The sequence below is a fragment of the Kaistella sp. SH40-3 genome (genome assembly GCF_030686865.1).
Taxonomy (GTDB): domain Bacteria; phylum Bacteroidota; class Bacteroidia; order Flavobacteriales; family Weeksellaceae; genus Kaistella.
Map to the genome: position 1 here is coordinate 139,531 of NZ_JAQYUS010000001.1, position 19,233 is coordinate 158,763.

General features: G+C 35.7%; 11 protein-coding genes. All 11 read right to left on the reverse strand.

Annotated elements, in window-relative coordinates:
• Positions 1-254: 254 nt before the first annotated feature.
• Positions 255-7,334 carry a cell surface protein SprA gene (sprA, locus tag PUH65_RS00640; protein ID WP_370692007.1) on the reverse strand — a complete coding sequence of 2,360 codons (7,080 nt, stop codon included), beginning with the start codon at positions 7,332-7,334 and terminating at the stop codon, positions 255-257.
• Between the two features lie 3 nt (positions 7,335-7,337).
• Entirely contained in the window at positions 7,338-7,922 is a 585-nt protein-coding gene (gene ruvA, locus PUH65_RS00645; protein ID WP_305517922.1) for a Holliday junction branch migration protein RuvA, read from the reverse strand.
• A gap of 110 nt (positions 7,923-8,032) precedes the next feature.
• Positions 8,033-10,318: an NADP-dependent malic enzyme gene (locus PUH65_RS00650; RefSeq protein WP_305517923.1), complete on the reverse strand. Its 2,286-nt coding sequence runs from the start codon at positions 10,316-10,318 to the stop codon at positions 8,033-8,035.
• 82 nt (positions 10,319-10,400) lie between these two features.
• A complete protein-coding gene (locus PUH65_RS00655; protein ID WP_305517924.1) occupies positions 10,401-11,261 on the reverse strand; it encodes a BadF/BadG/BcrA/BcrD ATPase family protein in 861 nt (286 codons plus the stop codon).
• Positions 11,262-11,416: 155 nt separating this feature from the next.
• The gene (locus PUH65_RS00660; protein WP_305517925.1) at positions 11,417-11,665 is read right to left on the reverse strand and encodes a NifU family protein; all 249 of its coding nucleotides are present in this window, start codon (positions 11,663-11,665) and stop codon (positions 11,417-11,419) included.
• Between the two features lie 88 nt (positions 11,666-11,753).
• The gene (locus tag PUH65_RS00665; RefSeq protein WP_305517926.1) at positions 11,754-12,857 is read right to left on the reverse strand and encodes an Mrp/NBP35 family ATP-binding protein; all 1,104 of its coding nucleotides are present in this window, start codon (positions 12,855-12,857) and stop codon (positions 11,754-11,756) included.
• 159 nt (positions 12,858-13,016) lie between these two features.
• Positions 13,017-14,267, reverse strand: coding sequence for a dicarboxylate/amino acid:cation symporter (locus tag PUH65_RS00670; RefSeq protein ID WP_305517927.1), 1,251 nt, complete (start codon positions 14,265-14,267; stop codon positions 13,017-13,019).
• A 176-nt stretch (positions 14,268-14,443) separates the two neighbouring features.
• Positions 14,444-17,146, reverse strand: a complete 2,703-nt coding sequence (locus PUH65_RS00675; RefSeq protein ID WP_305517928.1) for a TonB-dependent receptor — start codon at positions 17,144-17,146, stop codon at positions 14,444-14,446.
• A 381-nt stretch (positions 17,147-17,527) separates the two neighbouring features.
• Positions 17,528-17,947: an SH3 domain-containing protein gene (locus PUH65_RS00680; protein WP_305517929.1), complete on the reverse strand. Its 420-nt coding sequence runs from the start codon at positions 17,945-17,947 to the stop codon at positions 17,528-17,530.
• A gap of 5 nt (positions 17,948-17,952) precedes the next feature.
• Entirely contained in the window at positions 17,953-18,429 is a 477-nt protein-coding gene (locus PUH65_RS00685) for a BON domain-containing protein (RefSeq protein ID WP_305517930.1), read from the reverse strand.
• Between the two features lie 166 nt (positions 18,430-18,595).
• Entirely contained in the window at positions 18,596-19,213 is a 618-nt protein-coding gene (locus PUH65_RS00690) for an alpha-ketoglutarate-dependent dioxygenase AlkB (protein ID WP_305517931.1), read from the reverse strand.
• Positions 19,214-19,233 lie beyond the last annotated feature (20 nt).

The window sequence follows — 19,233 nt, forward strand, 5'->3', positions numbered from 1 at the left end:
ATAATATAAAAACAAAATTAAGGATTTAATTTTTGTTTTCGGGAGGTTGTGAAATCTTAATATGAGATATCCAAAAATTGTCTGTTTTTTCTAAAGTAAGACGCAAAGTAAACTCATATGAAGTTGCTGAAGAATTACGAACGCAAAGGCGTTTCGCTTAGCAAATTTTTTTTATCATGCACTGAACGACTTTAATTAAAAATAAAAAAACTCAGAATCGAAATCCTGAGTTTAAATTTGAGTTTAAAAGATCTTTAGAAACCTCCTGTTCCGCCGAAGGTAAATGTTGCGGTCAAACCTGCTCTAACGGTTGAAAGTGGGAATGCTGTAGAAATTTTATATTTCGTCATCAACTGATCGTAGAAGAATCGAACATTAAAGTTCTGAGACATATTGTAATCTGCAGAGAGTTTAAAACTCATCATTCTTTGTCCACCCGTTACTTGAGAATCGTCCTGTAAAATATTGGTGATTCTGGTTTGACTGTCTCTTAAGGAGAAATCTCCACGGATATTTAAATCACTTTTAATGGTTCTTTCTTTTCCTTTGAAATTCATTTTCATTTTCAAATCTTTCAGAATATAACCGAAACCTAAGATGTATTCTTTGCCCGAATCTTCTGTTAAAGTATGATTTACCAATCCAAGCATAAACAATCTATCGACATTATATTGAGCGCGGAACTGCATATTATTTCTCATGGTAACATCGGCACCAATAAGTGGTGAAAATGATTCTACATAACCAACCTGAGAATAAGTGTAAGGATTATAAATATCGCCAAAAGCGTCTCGGTCTGAAATCGCATTATTCTGAACATTATAATAATCAATACTCGACTGAATTCCAGATGCAGTATAGGTTGAAGTATAACCGTGAAGAACATCAAACTTAGAAAACTGACTGTTAATAAATGGAATGTTTTTCAATCCAGAATATGTTACTCTCCAGTTTGGAAGTGGGAAACCCGCTTTCTTTGGATCGTTCATCGCTCCATCTGGTGTTTTTCCTTCGACTGCTGCCTGGAAAGCCGGAACCAAAACGTAAGCGTTTGCTAAGGAATGTCCGTCTGTAAATCCGTTGGCATCAAGTGGTCCACCCATTCTTTGGGAGATTATTCTGGCATTAGAAATAATATTATCGTAAATCGTTTTGCCATCAACAAATGAAGTTCCGAAAGTCCACGCTGTTCTGGAATAAGTAATCATATCGGTTCCGAATGAAAACTGGAATCCATTTGACGGATCAGAATCTGCATCTACATTATAACCACCTTGGGTAAAGTTGCTTGTATAATTTTTCATGAAGTTCACATCAATTCTGAAATCATTCACCGGCATGATCTGAACATTGGCAAGGAAGTTTTGATTCTTCATCTGCATATACGGATCATTCATATAATTGGAGTTTGAAATCCAACCACTTTCAATTACCGTTCGTCGGATATCTGCCTGTGAACCTAATAGGAATCCATACGTTGGACCGCCTAAAGTTTGTCCGTAACCATACCAGTTTGGCGCAGAAAGTAAGCCCGGAAGAACCGTACCATTATTTTCGTTATAAGTCACATCCAATTGTTTAATTGAAGTTAATGCATAAGCAATACTTTGCATCGGATTCAATTTGTTTTTGAATTTATATGATTTAAATGTTTTCTTCTTATTCGTTTTTTGCCATGCTAAATTGTAAACATTATTCAGGGAATCGATTTCCTGTTTACGCTTTTGCATCTTCGTATTAATATTTTGGAAATACTTGAATTTGCCAAAGAATTTCGGCACATCAACCGTAGAAGTTGCTACGATATTATTGGTATTTTGACCAATACTTCCCAAACTTTCTGCAACTCTCGTTTCAGGATTAATGAAACTTGTTAACACGGTACTTCTCGCATTCCAGTTATAGGTTAAACCATAACCCAATTCAGCATTAATAAAGTCTAAATACGGTAAATACTCAAACGGGAATCTGTAATTTAACTGAACACGGTGATTGTATAAAACTGGTCGACCTGCGCGGAAAGGATCAGCGAAAATCGATTTATTGTTCATATCATAAACGCTCAGATTATCATTTAAAGTTCGCATGGCGGAGTTTATTTCTAACTTCAATGATTTGGTGAAGTTAAATCCTAAACCATATTGCCAACCGAAATAGAAGTTTCTGTTTCTGATCACATCAAAATCCTGACCTGTATTTCCACCCAGAATTGCATCGATATTTCTGAACTCTAATTCATTGTAATTTCTGTCGATTTCTGTTCTAAAGGACAATCGCGTAGGTACTGGATTAAAGTTTACTTCTTTCAACCATCTTAAATATTGATAAGATTTTGCCGTATCACTTACCATTTTATTAAATGGTCGGATGACATACGGTTTGAAAGAATAATTATAATCTACATATCCTTTCAGATATTGTCGGTAATCTTTTTTGGTATAAACATCGCGATAGTAATCATCATTATAAATCGCGGTTACGGAAAGATTTTCAACATCATAGAACCTGGCTTTTTTATTCGGGTTCATTCGGTCTTTACGCATATTCACTACGCCCAAACTTCTTTGTTGGGTATAGGTTCTCGCTACTTTTTTCAGTTCTTCGCGGTTTGGTGCTTCGGCAAATGTCACATCGTTATCTAAAGGATTGTACTTCGGATCTTCGATGGTTTGTGTGTAAGAATAATTTACAGGAATTTTTAAACCTACTTTTTCCGGTAAGAATTTATCAACATTTACCGTAGTATTTATACTATACGCAGAATGGTCAGCTTGTGATCTTTCTGAAGGTTTTTCAGCAATTCCTCCAAAACCAATGGTCGAGTAAGACGCGTTGGCATTCACCAAAGCAAAATCTCCAAGGTTAAAATTCACACTTGCGTTTCCGGCGTAACCTCCTTTATTTTCAATTTCAGAAAGTCGAATTTCATTCACCCATAAAACCACGTCTTTACTGATGAGGGAATTTTTATTTCGAACTCCCAACATAATCGTCGTTACATTCCCCAAAGACGGACGACCTTTAATATAGATTTTCTTGTGAACGTCCAAAGAACCATATTCCACATCTTCACGACGAACATCGATTGCACCTGGGAAATCTTGATCGCGTCGCATTTTCGCATCTACAAAATTCTGAATGGCCAGATTCACGGTATTTTCAGTCGGCCAGATTTCCAGTGGAGATCTTGCATTTTGAGGCGTATATTTTAAAGAAGCTTCGTATTCATAATAGTTATCAGTCGCATCACTCCCGAAACGAATAAAGAATTTTGCATCTTCATCGTAAATAGAAGAAGTAGCATCTTTCAAATCTTCAGCGTGAACAAAAAGTTCTAAGTTTTTGTAACGACGCATATCCAAAGCCACATTTTTGTAAACTCCACGAGAAGAATTTCTCTCCAACGGCGCGGCTTTCATATATAATGATGCTTCGTTTTGTCTTTGTGCTCCAGCATTTCCGCTAAGCACTTGTCTGTCGATTCCTGGAGGAAGAACGTAAGGTGGTTGGTTTAATCCATTCTCTTCTAAGTTCACACTTCCAACATCTAAATTCTGATCGGTCACGAAATCGATTCCTTCCGGATCAGTCGTATTGGTTGCAATATTTTTGGTGTATTTTCTCCAATCGCTTCTCACTAAATCTAAAGTTCCGAAACGGATTGTTGCCGCTTGGTCAAAACCTGTCAATAGCATTCTTGCATACCGAACATTATTTAAAATAGAGGCATTTGCTTCACCAACTCCGGCATCATATTGTGCAACAGGAACTCGGAAAAGGAACCATTTATTCGTGCTGGTTTGTCCGTTCTGGAATTTTGCTTCTACTTCTTTAACATCAACAATATTATTTTGTCCCAAGACCATTTTATTCTTATCAAGGTCAATGGTATATTGATTATAATCTTCATTTTGATCTAGGTTATAATCACGGTTAATATCTTCCGCATCAGGAGTTTGAGTGGCAACTTCCAAAGTGTTACTCTGTGAATTTCCTTCTGGACCACGGAAATATTTATAGCGTTCTGTTAAAGAAGACGCTTGATTTCCCTTGAATTTATCTGATAAATAAAAGACGAAATCATCTGATGCCGGATCCGAATTATTAGTCACCGGATTCACAAAACTGGTTCCGAATTTTTCTGCTTCCCCTTGAGCATCCAAACCGTCATATCCTAAATCTTGTGCTGCACGATCTTCATTTTCTGAAGAGAATGCATAAAGAACAGGGAATTGATTTGGCTGAACTCCCCAATTGGTATTTGTCGTATTTGCAGGAGTACTTGGTGTCGGCAATCCGTTTTCATACATCAATTTGCCATCTTTCAAAACATCTTCAGAAACGTTTCCTAAATGCAAAAGTAATTTCGGATTTGCTCCTAATGTATTTCCATCCGCATACGGATCCATCATCCAGAATTCTACATATTCTATATTAGAACTCACAAAGTTAGATACGGAAATCGGTCTCATTAAACCAGCCCATCTTTGCTGGGTTGTTTCTGGATTTGGATTTACGTTGTACGGTCCTCTTTCGTTCGGAAAATAAGTAATATCAAAAGTATTAGTATACAACTGCTCACCCGCTACGAAATCTCTACTGTTGTATAATTCCGAAGTTTGCACTCTTCTAGAAGCGTGGTTAGAAACCGCTGCAGCATTAATTCCGCTTGGCGCTTTGCCACCAATTCCGTAGAATCTTGGATCGATATTATACCAGGTTAATAAACCTCTTCCGTTTCCGTAAGCCAAATTATTATTAAGGTCTCCATTTAAGAAAAATGGTTCTGGATTTTTCTCTGGTTTCGAAGCCAAACTCCACATTGCAGGTTCTTTCAAAGAAATTTTAGAAGTACTTTGTTCGAAATCATCGATATAAGATTGATCGCCAATTCCTTTATTTTGACCTGGAATTAAATAAGCACCTTCTGCAAGGAAATTTAAATTCGATGGCGCTTCTGTATTGATAAACGGAATCTTATCTGTTAATCTGGTTAGGAAAGGCAATTCATTATTGTATAAAATGTTGAATCCCGCCATGGTATTATTCACGGCTTCCTGACCAAAGTTCACTTTCTGGGTTAATGGTGTTTCGGCATAATTAACTACGGTTGCACCAACTGTCAAATGTTCATTGAACTTTCTTTCTAAGTTTAAACCTAAAAATCTTTTTCTCTGCGTATTGAAAGTCAACTGATTTTCCAGGGAAATATTAATGGCTTGACCAGATTGTTTCACGGTTTCATTAATAATGTTCACCGTTCCCAACATATAATCTACGGTATAATCAATTCCCTCCTGAAGTTGAACTCCATTGGCTGAAACTTTTACCGAACCTTGCGGAACGTTGATAGCACCAAGAGAAATACCTGAGCCTTGCGTTCCTTTGAAACGTCCTTCCATGGTATAACGACGGGCTAAATTACTTTGGGTCGCAACCTCCTTTTGCTGATCGTACAAATCATTAAATACAAATTTCGGATCACTTGTTCCTAAAGCATTTTGTAGAAAAGCACCGAAAGGTTTTGCTTTGGTGAAAATTACCCTTCCATTTTCGGCATCAACGGTGATTCCTGGAACAAAGTCAAAAATTCCATCTCCGGTTTTTCCGCCGCCTTCCTGTAAATCGTTATTCATATTCAGTCGATCCCAATTGAATAATTTCAACAGATTTGGATTAACCTCAGAAACTGGATTATTAACAGTAGTTGGCAGGTAATTTACTTTACCACCACTTTGTGGATCAAGATAAAAAACGTTCAGTAAGAAACCATCAGGATTAATTTGATTGGTATTTAAAGAATAAATATTCTTCATCATCAAATCCCACATTGGGCTGGTGGTAATTGTTTTTGAATTCGATTTTAATAATTTGGTAATCAGAACTGGGCTTTCTTCAGAAAACTCCCCGACTTTATAAACCTTGTTGTCTCCATTCAAAGTAAAACTATAAGAAACCGCTAGTAATTGATCGTCTGTCAATTTTTGATTCAGAGAGACATAACCCAATTGTGGGTTGAAGGTGAATTCGTTTTGATTTAATTTTCGCGCTTTCTTGTTAAAAATGAACTGTTCCCCAAGAACATAATTTTCTGGAGAGCCATTTGCATTCGGGAATGATTGTCCTTTTAACGCATTGGCATAATCGCCACTTGCATCTCTGGGAGTTCCGATTGCGGTAGAAATACTTTGATAAAGTCCATTCTGCGAATTATCTGGATATCCAGAAATTCCTTCTCCCAAATCACGAATCCCCACAATCCCTTTTTGATCCTGAAGATTTCCCGAACCTTTATCTAAAACCCAAGCCTCAATTCTGGTAATACTAACTCTGGAATTAATCTGTGGATAATTTAAAAGTGCATCATCATATTTATTTAAAAAATAATGATCTAAGAAATAATGCTGATTATCTTCATAATCAACTGCATTAAATTTAAAGGTATTCATAACTCCACCGCCTTGCGCGATGATATTTCTGGCTTCACCCTGTTGTTGCGAAAACACCAAAGTTCCATAAGTTTTACCCAACTGAAACTCTGTCTTTAAACCAAAAAGAGATTCTGAACCTCGAATTAAATTGGTAGAAAGCGGCATGTTTACATTTCCGAATTCTACTCTTTTAATAATTTTATCTTCTCCACCAGTAGTTTTATCGGTTAACCCTTTGGACTGCAAATCTTTCCAGGTTCCTTTTGCCTGCCAAACAAGATTCATTCGGTTCTCAAAAGCAAAACCACTTTGAGTATCGTAATTGGCTTTTAGTTGAAGATTTTCACCCACTTTACCCAACAATCCCATTTGAATTCTCTGTTGAATATCAATGGCAAAATTGGTTCTGTTTTGTGGTAGAATTAAAGGATTATCGATTTTTTGGTACAATCCGCCAATATCGAAAGAGGCAAAACCTTGGGGAATAATTTCAATTTTATTACCACCAAAAATAGATTCGAATATTTTATTTTTAATATTTACGCTTGGGAGTAAACCTTTTTTAATAGCGTCGGTTTGATCTTTTCTATATCCTAGCGCATTGGTAGCAGATTTCTCCTTGTAATAGGTACTCAACTGATTGGTTAGCATATATTGATTGTATTCCGCCGAGGTCATCGATATTGGATTTCCAACTACCGTATTCCCTATTTTCGGATAAAGAACATACATTCCGCTCGACACATCGTAAAAAGCATCATAACGCATCGGGTTAGGCAAAGAGAAATCTTTCCGTACGGAGGAACTATCTGCTGGTTTTTCTTGCGCAAAACTCAGTGCGAACGAGAAACACGTTAGAATAAAAACTAAAAATCTATGCTGAAAAAAACTATTCTTCTCCAAATGTTAAATATTTTTTAAAATTTGCTTCACCAAATCTTCTACCGAAAGATCCGGATTCTGCTTTAGAATTCGGTCTGCAATCTTCTCACTCATCTTCTTGGAAATTCCTAAAACCTCTAATGCAGATAACGATTCTTCTTTCACTTTATTATTCACAAATATAGAAATATTTTCTTCAGAAACACTGAATCTTTGGACTTTATCCCTCAAATCAATAATGATTCTCTCTGCAGTTTTTGCCCCAATTCCCTTTACCTTTTGCAACATCGCGCTGTTATTAGAAAGAATTCCGGCAGCGATCTCATTTAGGGATAAAGAAGAAAGCATAATTATGGCAGAAACTGGCCCTACCCCATTAACACTTATTAACAGATTAAACATTTCTTTTTCTAAAATTGTGTTAAAGCCAAAAAGCAAGTTGGCATCTTCACGAAGAATTTGTTGAATGTTTAAAAAGGTTTCTTTTCCTAAACCCAATTTCTCAGATGTTTGTAAACTGACGCCTACAAAATAGCCAACTCCCTGCACATCAATAACGACAGAAGTTGGATTGAGTTGTTGTACAATTCCTTTTAAAGAATAAATCATTTTTGTGTTTTTATAAGTCGTTTGTAAATTTTAGTCCTAAATAAAATTTTCACCAAAATTATTTCCTCCAGCCATGGAGTTCCTAATCTTGGTGAAATTTGTAAAATAGATTATGCTTCCTCTCTTCGCTGTGCATCAAGCACCGCAATCGTTGCTAAGTTCACGATTTCATCAACACTTGCGCGCATTTGTAAAACGTGAACAGGTTTTTTCAAGCCCATTAAAATTGGACCTACAACCTGCGCCACTTTTAATCCACGGATAATTTTATAAGAAATATTTGCACTTTCAAGATTTGGGAAAACAAAAACATTTGCCGGCGTTGTTCCTAATTTCGAGAACGGATAATCTGAAAGATGATCACTATTCAAAGCGAAATCTGGCTGAATCTCCCCATCAACAATCATTTTCGGATATTTCTCATGAAGAATAGAAACTGCTTTTGCCACTTTTTTAGAAGTCTCGGAGATACCAGCAAAGTTCTCAAAAGACAACATTGCAATTCTCGGTTCGATTGCAAAAGTTTTTACAGTAATTTCAGCCATTCTTGCAATATTTACCAAATCTTCCGAAGTTGGATTTTGATTGATCGAAGTGTCTGTAAAGAAGATGGGTTTTTTCTCCGTCATAATCATCATCATAGATGAGATTTTATCTACTCCCTTTTCTTTTTCAATAACTTTTAAAATTGGTTTTAAAGTTGAAGAATAATTTTTAGAGAAACCGACGATTAGAGCATCAGTATCACCGTGATGCAACATCAGCGGGCCAAAGAAATCTCTTTGTCGAACATATCGCTTTGCTTTATATTCGTTCATTCCTTTTCTTTCACGCATTTTCCAAAGCGTCTCGCGATATTTAATTCTGTTCTCTTCCTGATCATCATCCATTGGATCTATGATTGGAACATTCAGTTCAATACCGAATTTCTTCATTTGCTCCAGGACAAATTTTTTCTCACCCATTAAAATTGGTTGTGCAATTCCTTCTTCATAAAGAATCTGTGCTGCTTTCAAAACATTATATTCCTCAGCATTACCCAACGTAACTCTTTTCGGATTTGAGCGAGCACGGTTTTGCATCATACGGATGAGTTTTTCATCGTGACCCATTCTGTCGAGCAGGGTATTTTCATATTCTTCAAAATCCTCAATCGGTTTACCCGCAATACCACTTTCCATAGCCGCTTTTGCAACAGCAACAGAAACTTTGGTCAGCAAACGGTTATCAAACGGTTTCGGAATAAAGTATTCCCGTCCGAAATTAAGACCTTTTAAGTTGTATGCTAAAATTACGGCTTCAGGAACTGGCTCCTTTGCCAAATTAGCAATTGCGTAAACTGCGGCCAATTTCATGGCTTCATTAATTCCAGTCGCCTGCACATCCAGCGCACCACGGAAAATGTAAGGAAATCCCAAAACATTATTCACCTGATTAGGATAATCACTTCTTCCGGTTGCCATTATGGTGTCTTTTCTGGTTTTCATCGCCAGTTCATATTCGATTTCCGGATCTGGATTAGCCAAACCAAAAACAACAGGATTATCTGCCATAGAGAGTAACATCTCTGGTGTCATTACATTTCCTTTAGATAGACCAACAAATACGTCAGCACCTTTTAAAGCATCTTCCAAAGTTTTCAGTTCTGTATTGACTACGAAATCTATTTTTTCTGGCGTCAGGTTTTCACGATGGTGACTGATGACTCCTTTGGAATCGCACATCAATACGTTTTCTCTTTTTAAACCTAACTGAAGATATAGGTTGGTACAAGCGATTGCCGCGGCTCCGGCTCCATTCACAACCATTTTCACCTCCTCAATTTTCTTACCTGCAATTTCTAAAGCATTAATCAATGCGGCTGCAGAAATAATTGCTGTTCCGTGTTGATCATCGTGCATTAAAGGAATATTGAGTTCTTCTTTTAATCGCTGTTCAATATAAAATGCTTCAGGGGCTTTGATGTCCTCCAGATTTATTCCACCAAAAGTTGGTGCAATACCTTTAACAATTTCTATAAATTTATCTGGATCTTTTTCATCAATTTCAATATCAAAAACATTGATGTCGGCAAAGATTTTGAATAACAATCCTTTTCCTTCCATCACTGGTTTTGAGGCAATTGCACCAATATCTCCCAAACCTAAAACTGCAGTTCCGTTTGAAATTACAGCAACTAAATTTCCTTTCGCTGTATATTCGTAGGCTAATTTTGGGTCTTTTTCAATCTCCAAACATGGGATCGCAACTCCGGGTGAATAGGCAAGTGACAAGTCTCTTTGCGAAGAGTGTGGTTTGGAAGGAATTACTTCAATTTTACCTTTAGGTTCTACACTATGATAATCAAGGGCTGCTTGGTTAAAGTTTTTTTCGTCTCTTTTATTTTTAATGGACATATTTTGAATAGTTTTAATGAACGTGTAAAGATACAAAACCTCTAACGTTGTATGCTGTGAATAGTTTTAATAAAATTAGAAGTTAATTGAAATTCAGGATATATTTCTTATGATAATCTACTAAACTTTCAATTGGTTTCTGCACTACTTTACCGATTTTTAAATTAAGATCAGCGGCGGCAGAGCGCAAAATATCTTCATAAATATAGGCGATATATCCGATGAAATTAATCTCTACTTCGCCCGCTTCTGGGTAAGGTAAAACTTGGTATTCGAGGAAATTTTTCATTTCGTCAAAAACCATATTCTGGAAATAGGAATGGCTTTTATGTTCTGCAATAAAATGATTAAATTCTCCCAAATATGCATTGGCTCTGGGATTATGATACATGTTTTTTATGGCATCTTCAATGGTTAAGTTGTATTTTTTAATGAAAGCCCGTTCTAAATCTGTAGGCAGTTTTTTCATGAAAAATCTTCGCAAAAGATGTTTACCCAAAGCACTTCCACTTCCTTCATCACCGATTAAAAAACCGAGTGAAGGTAAATCAAGTCTAATCTTTTCGCCATCGAAAAAACAAGAATTAGAACCTGTTCCCAAGATACAAACAATGCCTGGCTTCCCATTATAAGCGGCATACGCTGCGGCTGTCATATCTTCTTTTATTCTTACTTCTGCATGTGGGAAAGACTTTACAAATTCAGTCTCTACTTTTTTTGCATTAGATGCAGTACCGCAACCTGAACCATAAAAGAATAATTTCTCTATATGATTTTTCAAGAAAAACAACTCTTGATTTTTATCAATTTCCTGACCTATGAAATCAGGATTAATGATATTAGGATTAAATCCCAAGGTTGTGGTCTTCAAATGAGGGTTACCGGAATTATCGAGAATCACCCAGTCGCATTTGGTAGAACCGCCGTCTATTATGGCAATCATATAAAAATCGTTTAATCTGCTAAAATATTAATTTAATTTCAATCCTATTTAAATTTATAGAAATAAATAAAATTAGTTCCTATAATAGAACTTCAATAAAAAAAACGGACAAAAGGCCCGTTTCGATATTTCATTAAATCTCTAAAAATTCAAAACTAATCTACTGCTAAAACTTCCAGAATTTCTGGAGCAAATTGTTTCACAGTTGTCTCTACCCCAAGTTTCATGGTTGACAAACTCATCGGACAACCATTACAATTGCCATGAAGTTTCACCAATACGGTAGTCCCGCTTACATCGATGAGTTCGATATCGCCACCATCTTTGTTGAGAAACGGACGAATACTTTCGAGGGCATCCATCACCTTGGTTACGGTATCTTCGTGTTTTATTTCCTTGTTCATCGTTTTAAATTCATTCTTGTTAATATAAAAACCACCATCAATTCGCCGTGGTGAACTGACACCCATCCAAAAAAGGAGTATTCGGTAATTATTTTTTAGGAGAGCAACCCGCCATGGTTGTAATTTTTACCGCTTCAGTTGCTGGAAGATTTTTGTTTCTTTCCACCAAACTTTCAATCATATTCTGAGTTGTTGTGGTATAAATTTCGGCAATTTTAGAACCTTCCTGTAAAGCGGCTGGTCTCCCAACATCGCCCGATTCACGGATGCTTTGAATCAAAGGAATTTCTCCTAAAACTGGTATTCCTAAATCCTCTGCTAAAAATTGCGCACCTTGATTTCCAAAAATATAATATTTGTTATCTGGTAATTCTTCAGGAGTAAAGTACGACATATTTTCTATTAATCCTAACACAGGAATATTAATACTTTCCATTTGGAACATCGCGATTCCTTTTTTCACATCTGCAAGTGCAACATGTTGTGGGGTACTTACGATTACTGCGCCCGTTACCGGAACTTCCTGGATAATGGATAAATGAATATCTCCAGTTCCCGGAGGTAAATCGACTAAAAGAAAATCTAATTCTCCCCAAGCAGCATCACGAATCATTTGGTTTAATGCTTTTGAAGCCATTGGTCCACGCCAAACTACAGCTTGGTTGGCTCCAGAGAAATACCCGATCGATAACATTTTTACACCGTAATTCTCAATCGGCTTCATTAAACTTTTACCATCAACCTCTACGGTAATTGGCTTTGCTCCTTCGGTATCAAACATGGTTGGTACAGATGGTCCATAAATATCGGCATCTAAAATTCCAACTTTGAAACCCATTTTTGCTAAAGTTACTGCGATGTTTGCTGCAACCGTAGATTTACCAACACCTCCTTTACCAGAAGCGATAGCGATGATGTTTTGAATCCCTTTAATTTGTTTTCCTTTGATCTGACTTTGCTGAACTTCTGAAGGTTCTGGAGAAGCGATTTTCAATTTTAAAACAACATCTTCACCGAATTCCGAAGCGAATGCCTGTTTCATGGCAGCTTCTAATTTTTTCTTTTCGTGCATTGCTGGTGAATGCGCGGTCATATCGATATACACATCATTTCCCATTACCTGGAAATTGTGAACCAAATCATCTACTTCTATTTCTTTCAGAAAGGCCTGAACTTTATCTTTTGTCAACATAATTTTCTACTAAAAATTGAAGTACAAATTTAGGTAATTTTTTCTTATTTAGAATGAGTAAAATCTATGATAAATGTTTGATTAAAGAAAGTGTTCTTTAAAAATGAAAATCCAACTTTATTTGAAAAAGTTGGATTTATATTAAATATTTTAAATCGATTACAAATCTCCGCCGTGATTCTCCAATTGTCCTTCCCATTTAGAAACTGCAGAGGTTGCCAAGGCATTCCCCAAAACATTGGTCATACTTCTTCCCATATCGCAGAAATGGTCGATTGGTAAAATTAGAGCAATCCCTTCTGGCGGAATTCCGAACATGGTACAAGTTGCGACGATGATTACCAAACTTGCTCTGGGAACTCCAGCAATACCTTTTGATGTTAACATTAAGACCAAAAGCATAATCACTTGCTGGCCGAGCGTCATATCGATTCCGTAAATCTGAGCGATGAAAATTGCGGCGAAAGTCATGTACATCATACTTCCATCAAGGTTAAAGGAATAACCGAGCGGTAAAATAAAAGATACAATTCTATTGTTACAACCGAATCTTTCCAGTTCTTCAACCAGTTTCGGGAAAACCGCTTCTGAACTTGTGGTGGAAAACGCAATGAGTAAAGGCGCTTTAATTCTTCTTAACAATTCGAACAAACGATTTCCTAAAATCATATAGCCAACGATACAAAGCACAAACCATAATACTGCCAAGGCAAAGAAGAAATCTCGCAGATAAATCGCATAGACTTTAAAAATATCAAAACCGTTGGTTGCGACTACTGCTGCAATTGCACCTAATACTCCAAGTGGCGCAAACCACATAATATAACCAACCATTTTCAAAATAGCGTGTGCACAAATATCTAAAGCTCTAACAATTGGCTTGGTGTATTCTTCACCCATATTGGCTAAAGCGACCCCAAACATAATAGAGAATACTACGATTTGTAAAACCTCGTTGGTGGCAAATGCTTCGAATAAACTTTTGGGAATAATATGGGTTACAAATTGTTCTAAAGAAAGACCTTGACTGTGGCTCACCATATCTCCGGCTGCATCGGCTGCCGGTTTTGGAAGTTGCATTACGCGACCTGGCTCTAACCAATTCACAAAAACAAGTCCAATCATTAGCGATACTAAAGATGCGGTAATAAACCAAAGCATTGCTTTTGTTCCTACACGCCCGATCATTTTCATATCACTCATTTTGGCAATTCCCACGACCAAAGTCGTAAATACTAAAGGTGCAATAATCATCTGAACCAATCGGATGAAAATAGTTCCTAAGAGTTTAATGTTTTTTGAGAATCCTTCGGAACTTTCAGGATATTGAGTATGTACAACTCCACCCATTATTACCCCTACTACGAGAGCGATAATGATGAAGATGAATAGTTTGTTTTGACCTTTCATGAGATTTTTTTAATGTAAGATTACAAATATATGTTTTTTTGTGAAAAAGCCGTTAGATTTCTATTTCAGATAAGCGATTGGCTCATTCTTATTTTATATTTTGAACTGAATCTTGGATAGAATCCACAAAAAAACCTCCGATAAATCAGAGGTTTAAGATTTCGATCTAAAGAATATTAACTTTTCTTGCCGCCGAAACTGTTTAAATTCACCACCAATGAAAGCATGAAATATCTTTTCAGAATAAGTTCTTCGCGATCTTCTATATAATTATCTCCAATTGTTCTCGTTGCATTTTGTCTTTGGTTCAGTAAATCATTAACGCTTAATTTCAGCATCATCTGATTTTTGTAAAACTGATAATTCACACTTGAATTCCAGAAATAAGAATTTCGGTTAAAATCAGAACCGATATTGGTGTTTTTGGTCAAGTTGAAATCATTGCTGAAAAACAAAGTTTTATTGAAAAAATAATTGGTAAGTCGCAACGATAAATTCTGACGCGCCGTATTTGTTTTGTCGATTCTATAGTTGGTGTAATGGGATGACGAGTAATTAATTCCATAAGACGCACGTAAATTCATAACATCTTTCAGATTTAAATTGACGTTAAATCTTGGAGAAAGTGTAAAAATATTGTTGGTGAATTCTGTGGCATCGATGAACCCTTTTCTGAAACTGTAATTGGTCGAGAATGACGGACTCAGGTCTAATTTATTTCCATTCCACTTGTACGTTTTGGTTAAAGAGGTTGAGAAATTTGCTCTTTTATTTCCACTGATGTTTTCATAAGTGCTGAACTGTCTCCCAGAATCATCATAAAAAGAATAATTTACAATGTCGTTATCCGTATAATTAAAACCTAATCTGGCGTAAAAATTAATTCCTTTTGGAATATTCATCGTTGAAAAATTCAGGTTTGTCGTATTTTGCCACGTACTTTTTAAATCAGGATTTCCCTGAACGGTTAATAAAGGATCCGATGTATCGATATAAGGATTTAAATAAGTGACTTGTGGAATATTAAATTTAGCTGAATTAGTAATTCGTAAACTGGTAGTTTTATTGAATTTATAATTTAACATTAAATCATATTCCGGCAACATAAAGTTTTTTTGAAAATTGTAATCTTCTAAATTATAAATCGAATTGATATCTAATCGTGTTGTATTCAAATTAGTTCCGGCTCTAAAATTATATTTGCTTTTATTTAAATTATAGGAAATACCCGTATTTAATAAACTGTTATTTTGGTTCAAAGTATTTGACAATAATTCATTAAAATCTGAATAAGCACCTGTTCCCGAGTCAAAATCATTAACAACCAAATCTCGATCTAATTTTTGAAGATCATAATTCACTTCCACAGAAACCGTCGCAGAATCCGAAATAGGTTCGTAATATTTAAAGTTCGCACTGAATAAATTGGTTGAATTTTTATTTTTAGAAAGTTGATTCCGGTAATCATTCTGATCAGGAGATTGATAAAACAAAGTTTCCTGAAGGTTATAATTCGTGTTTTTATTTTCCGAAAAAGTATTACTAACTGAAGCAGATAAGGAACGGTTCGGTTTTTCGAATTTTCTAACAATACCAATCTTTGGTTTAAAAACGTTCGCAACGGTATTTCCGCTTGAGGAACTTTGGTTGCTATTCAAAAGAACATCATCTCGAAGCGTAGAAACAATGCTTTCACTAGTATTGTCGGTAGCGTTATTAGAAAAGTCGCTAGAAAAAATAATGTTTGTCAGTTTATTAATTTTGAGGGTAGCGTTGGTATTAAAATCAAATGTTTTTTTATCGCTGTTACCACTTCGTTCTGCATTATTATCCAGTTTATATTCAGGCAAATAGGTGGTCCTGGAGGTTTTCGAATACGTATCGAGATTGCTGTCTTTATATTCTAAACTAAATTTATCAAGGTCAAAATTATCACCAATTTTATCTGCGTAATTCACGCCAATCATCGAAGTTCGTAAAATCCCAGTACTTGCGGTTCGTCCATTGGCAGAATTATTCCTGTTATTCTTTTCGAAGAAACCATCTACTGAGAAATTAGAAACATTAATATTATTTATACCTCCAATCAAAGCAATATTTCTTTGTTGTTGGAATTTTGCAAATAATCCTTTTACATCATAGCGGTTATTGGTGCCGTAACCTAAATTGAAATTCTTAATATTTCCTTTATTATTTTTCTCATCAATGTTGAAGTTGATGGTTAGACTGTCGGAAATAGGAGTTCTACCCGTTAATTCTTCTTCTTTAGTTTTTGAGGTCGTGATCTGAATCTTTTTAATTAAATCAGCCGGAATCGTTTCCATCGCAATTTTTCCGTCTTTATTGAAAAGAGGTTTTCCATTAATTAAAATTTTATTAATCGGTTTTCCGTTGACGGTCATTTTTCCATCTTCATCAGTTTCTACGCCCGGAATTTGCTCCAGAAGTTTATCAATTTTGTCATTTGGATCAACCTTTAAATAAGAGGCATTATATTCAACCGTATCTTTTTTGATTTTAATGGGAGAAACTGTAATTTGTACTTCTTCGATATCGCTTACGAGATCTCGTTCTAATCTTACCATACCGAGTTCAATATTTTTATCGATGGTTTCATATTTCCTTGAAAACACCCGGGATTTATCGTTTGAAATCTGTAGAAAAGTCGGTTCATTTTGTTGTGGGACTTTAAAACTGAAACTTCCGGTCGTACTGGTTCCCGTAAAGTTGACCACCGAGGAATCTTTCTGTTTCAGTAAAGTAACGGTAGCATCTTCTATTGGATTATTTTCAGGATCCTGGACTTTACCGCTAATGGTGTACGTTTGAGCACCTAAGTTAATAGCGAGAAAAACTAATAAAAAATAGAACTTTTTCATAAACAATATTTAAAATAGATTTCAAAAAAAACAAAATAACTTGAAGACGTTTAACAAAAGATATTCCTAAGTGACATCTCTGAGAAAAGATTATTCTTTTTAATTTGATTTTAATTAAATAATCGAACGATGTGCAAGCGTTTGACCCACTCTTATTTTATATAATTAAATCTTGCGATCTCTGCACAAGTAATTGACTCACTCCATTTATATTTTTAATTGAATCGTGTAAACCCATTCCTCGTTTTGAATTGAAAATTCTTTTTTAGTAGGGAAAGCATGGGCAAAAAGAGTATAGAGCAATGCTCGATCCACCGCGGCATACAGCCCATAAAAAAACCTCTGAACAATCAGAGGTTTGGTATTTTAATAGCGTTAAAACTATGCTTCTAAATATCTTGCGTAAGCATAACCTTCAACACCGTCAGAATTTTTAACTTTCCACCACTCATCAGAACTTTGTTCAACCAAAGTTACCGATGCGCCTTTTGCTGCTTTACCAACAACAGCAGCTTCTGTAGAAGGTTCTTGTCTAAGGTTAAGGTTTGAAGATTCTGTAGCCACCTTTAGAGATGCTCCAGCAGCCAATCCTGCAACCTGAACATCTACATTAATATCAGAAGCCGAGTAGGTAGAATCGATTGCTCCAAGTGCATTCCAAACTGCATCTTTCGCTGCAGATGAAGTGGTACTTCCTGAAACATATAGAATTCCGTCTTGTTCTGAAACCTGAAGATTTGAAACTCCGGCAGACTGTGCTGCAGAAATTACGCTTGCGTACTTATCTTGTAATGTGCTCATTTTGATTATTTTACAGTATAATTATAATTAACTTTTCCTGCTTTTAAAGCATCTACAGACATTTTAATTTTTCTTGCTTGCTCAGGAGAAACGTTCCCGGTTAAAGTTAATTCACCGTTTACAACTTCGACTTTCACAGAAGGGAAATCTTTAACAGCATCTGCAACACTTTGCTGAACTGCAGGATCTACCGCTGAAACTGTTTCTACAACTGGCGCTTCAACAGTTGACATATCATGAACGTCTTTGATTCCTGGAATTGCTTTCAAAGAAGCGATCATTTGATCTTTGGAAGCTTGATCAGCGAATGTTCCGCTTAAATGAGCTTGACCGTCTTTTACTTCTACGGAAGCATTAGGATTAGAAGTTACTATTGTTGTAGCTTGTGTTTGCAAATCCGCATCGGAAACTTTCTTTTTACAAGAGATTGATCCGAAAGATACGGCAAGTGCTAATGCAGCCATTGCGATTGTTTTTTTCATAATTAAATTGGTTTATTGTTAAAAATTATTTCAAAAATAATAATAAAATGTTTGCCAAATTATTTAAAAATGATAAATTTTTCATAAAACTTTTGCAAATCATTGATAATAAAGTCGATAAATTCGATTTATTGCTAATTCAAATATAGTGATTTTTCAATAATCTTTAGGATACTTTTTTTACGATAGTCCTAAAAGTCAAATTAATTCTGGGCATAAGTATTTTCGTGGTAGGCGGTAAACGATGGAGCCAAAAAGACTGCGTTTGGTCTTTCATTACCAGTAAACTTCCGTTTTCTAAAAGGAGTTCTACTTTATCTTTGGTGGTTTTATGTTTAAAAGAAAATTTTCTTTCTGCACCGAAACTTAAAGATGCAATTGCTCCATTTTTCTTCAAATCCTTTTCTCCATCACTGTGATAAGCCATTCCTTCTGAACCGTTATGGTAAAGATTGAGCAGACAAGAATTAAATTTTTCTCCTGTTTTTTCTTCGACCTTTTTTTTCAATTCTAATAATTTGTTCGTCCACGGAAGGGCTTTTTTGGTCGTTTTGGAATAGGTGTACTCAAATTCTTCTTCCCCATACCATGCAACCTTTCTTTTGGTTAAAATCTTCTTGCCAAAAATGATGGCTTCATCATTTTTCCATTCAATAGTTTCTAAAAGTATTTTGTAAAAATGAGTCGCCTCTTCCAAACTGAAAATTTTACCATAGTAATTAACGGTTCCATCTTTTGGAAGCAAATTAAATTCTGGATCCGATAAGTTTTCAAATAATTCCATCGTTGGGTTTTTCTGTTTCA

Bases quoted from the DNA above. Each gene is read 5' to 3' on its own strand.
- PUH65_RS00655 (WP_305517924.1), bottom strand. From the start codon at position 11,261: ATGATTGCCATAATAGACGGCGGTTCTACCAAATGCGACTGGGTGATT.
- PUH65_RS00670 (WP_305517927.1), bottom strand. From the start codon at position 14,267: ATGAAAGGTCAAAACAAACTATTCATCTTCATCATTATCGCTCTCGTA.
- PUH65_RS00665 (WP_305517926.1), bottom strand. From the start codon at position 12,857: ATGTTGACAAAAGATAAAGTTCAGGCCTTTCTGAAAGAAATAGAAGTA.
- PUH65_RS00675 (WP_305517928.1), bottom strand. From the start codon at position 17,146: ATGAAAAAGTTCTATTTTTTATTAGTTTTTCTCGCTATTAACTTAGGT.
- PUH65_RS00660 (WP_305517925.1), bottom strand. From the start codon at position 11,665: ATGAACAAGGAAATAAAACACGAAGATACCGTAACCAAGGTGATGGAT.
- ruvA (WP_305517922.1), bottom strand. From the start codon at position 7,922: ATGATTTATTCTTTAAAAGGAATTGTACAACAACTCAATCCAACTTCT.
- PUH65_RS00680 (WP_305517929.1), bottom strand. From the start codon at position 17,947: ATGAGCACATTACAAGATAAGTACGCAAGCGTAATTTCTGCAGCACAG.
- PUH65_RS00690 (WP_305517931.1), bottom strand. From the start codon at position 19,213: ATGGAATTATTTGAAAACTTATCGGATCCAGAATTTAATTTGCTTCCA.
- PUH65_RS00685 (WP_305517930.1), bottom strand. From the start codon at position 18,429: ATGAAAAAAACAATCGCAATGGCTGCATTAGCACTTGCCGTATCTTTC.
- PUH65_RS00650 (WP_305517923.1), bottom strand. From the start codon at position 10,318: ATGTCCATTAAAAATAAAAGAGACGAAAAAAACTTTAACCAAGCAGCC.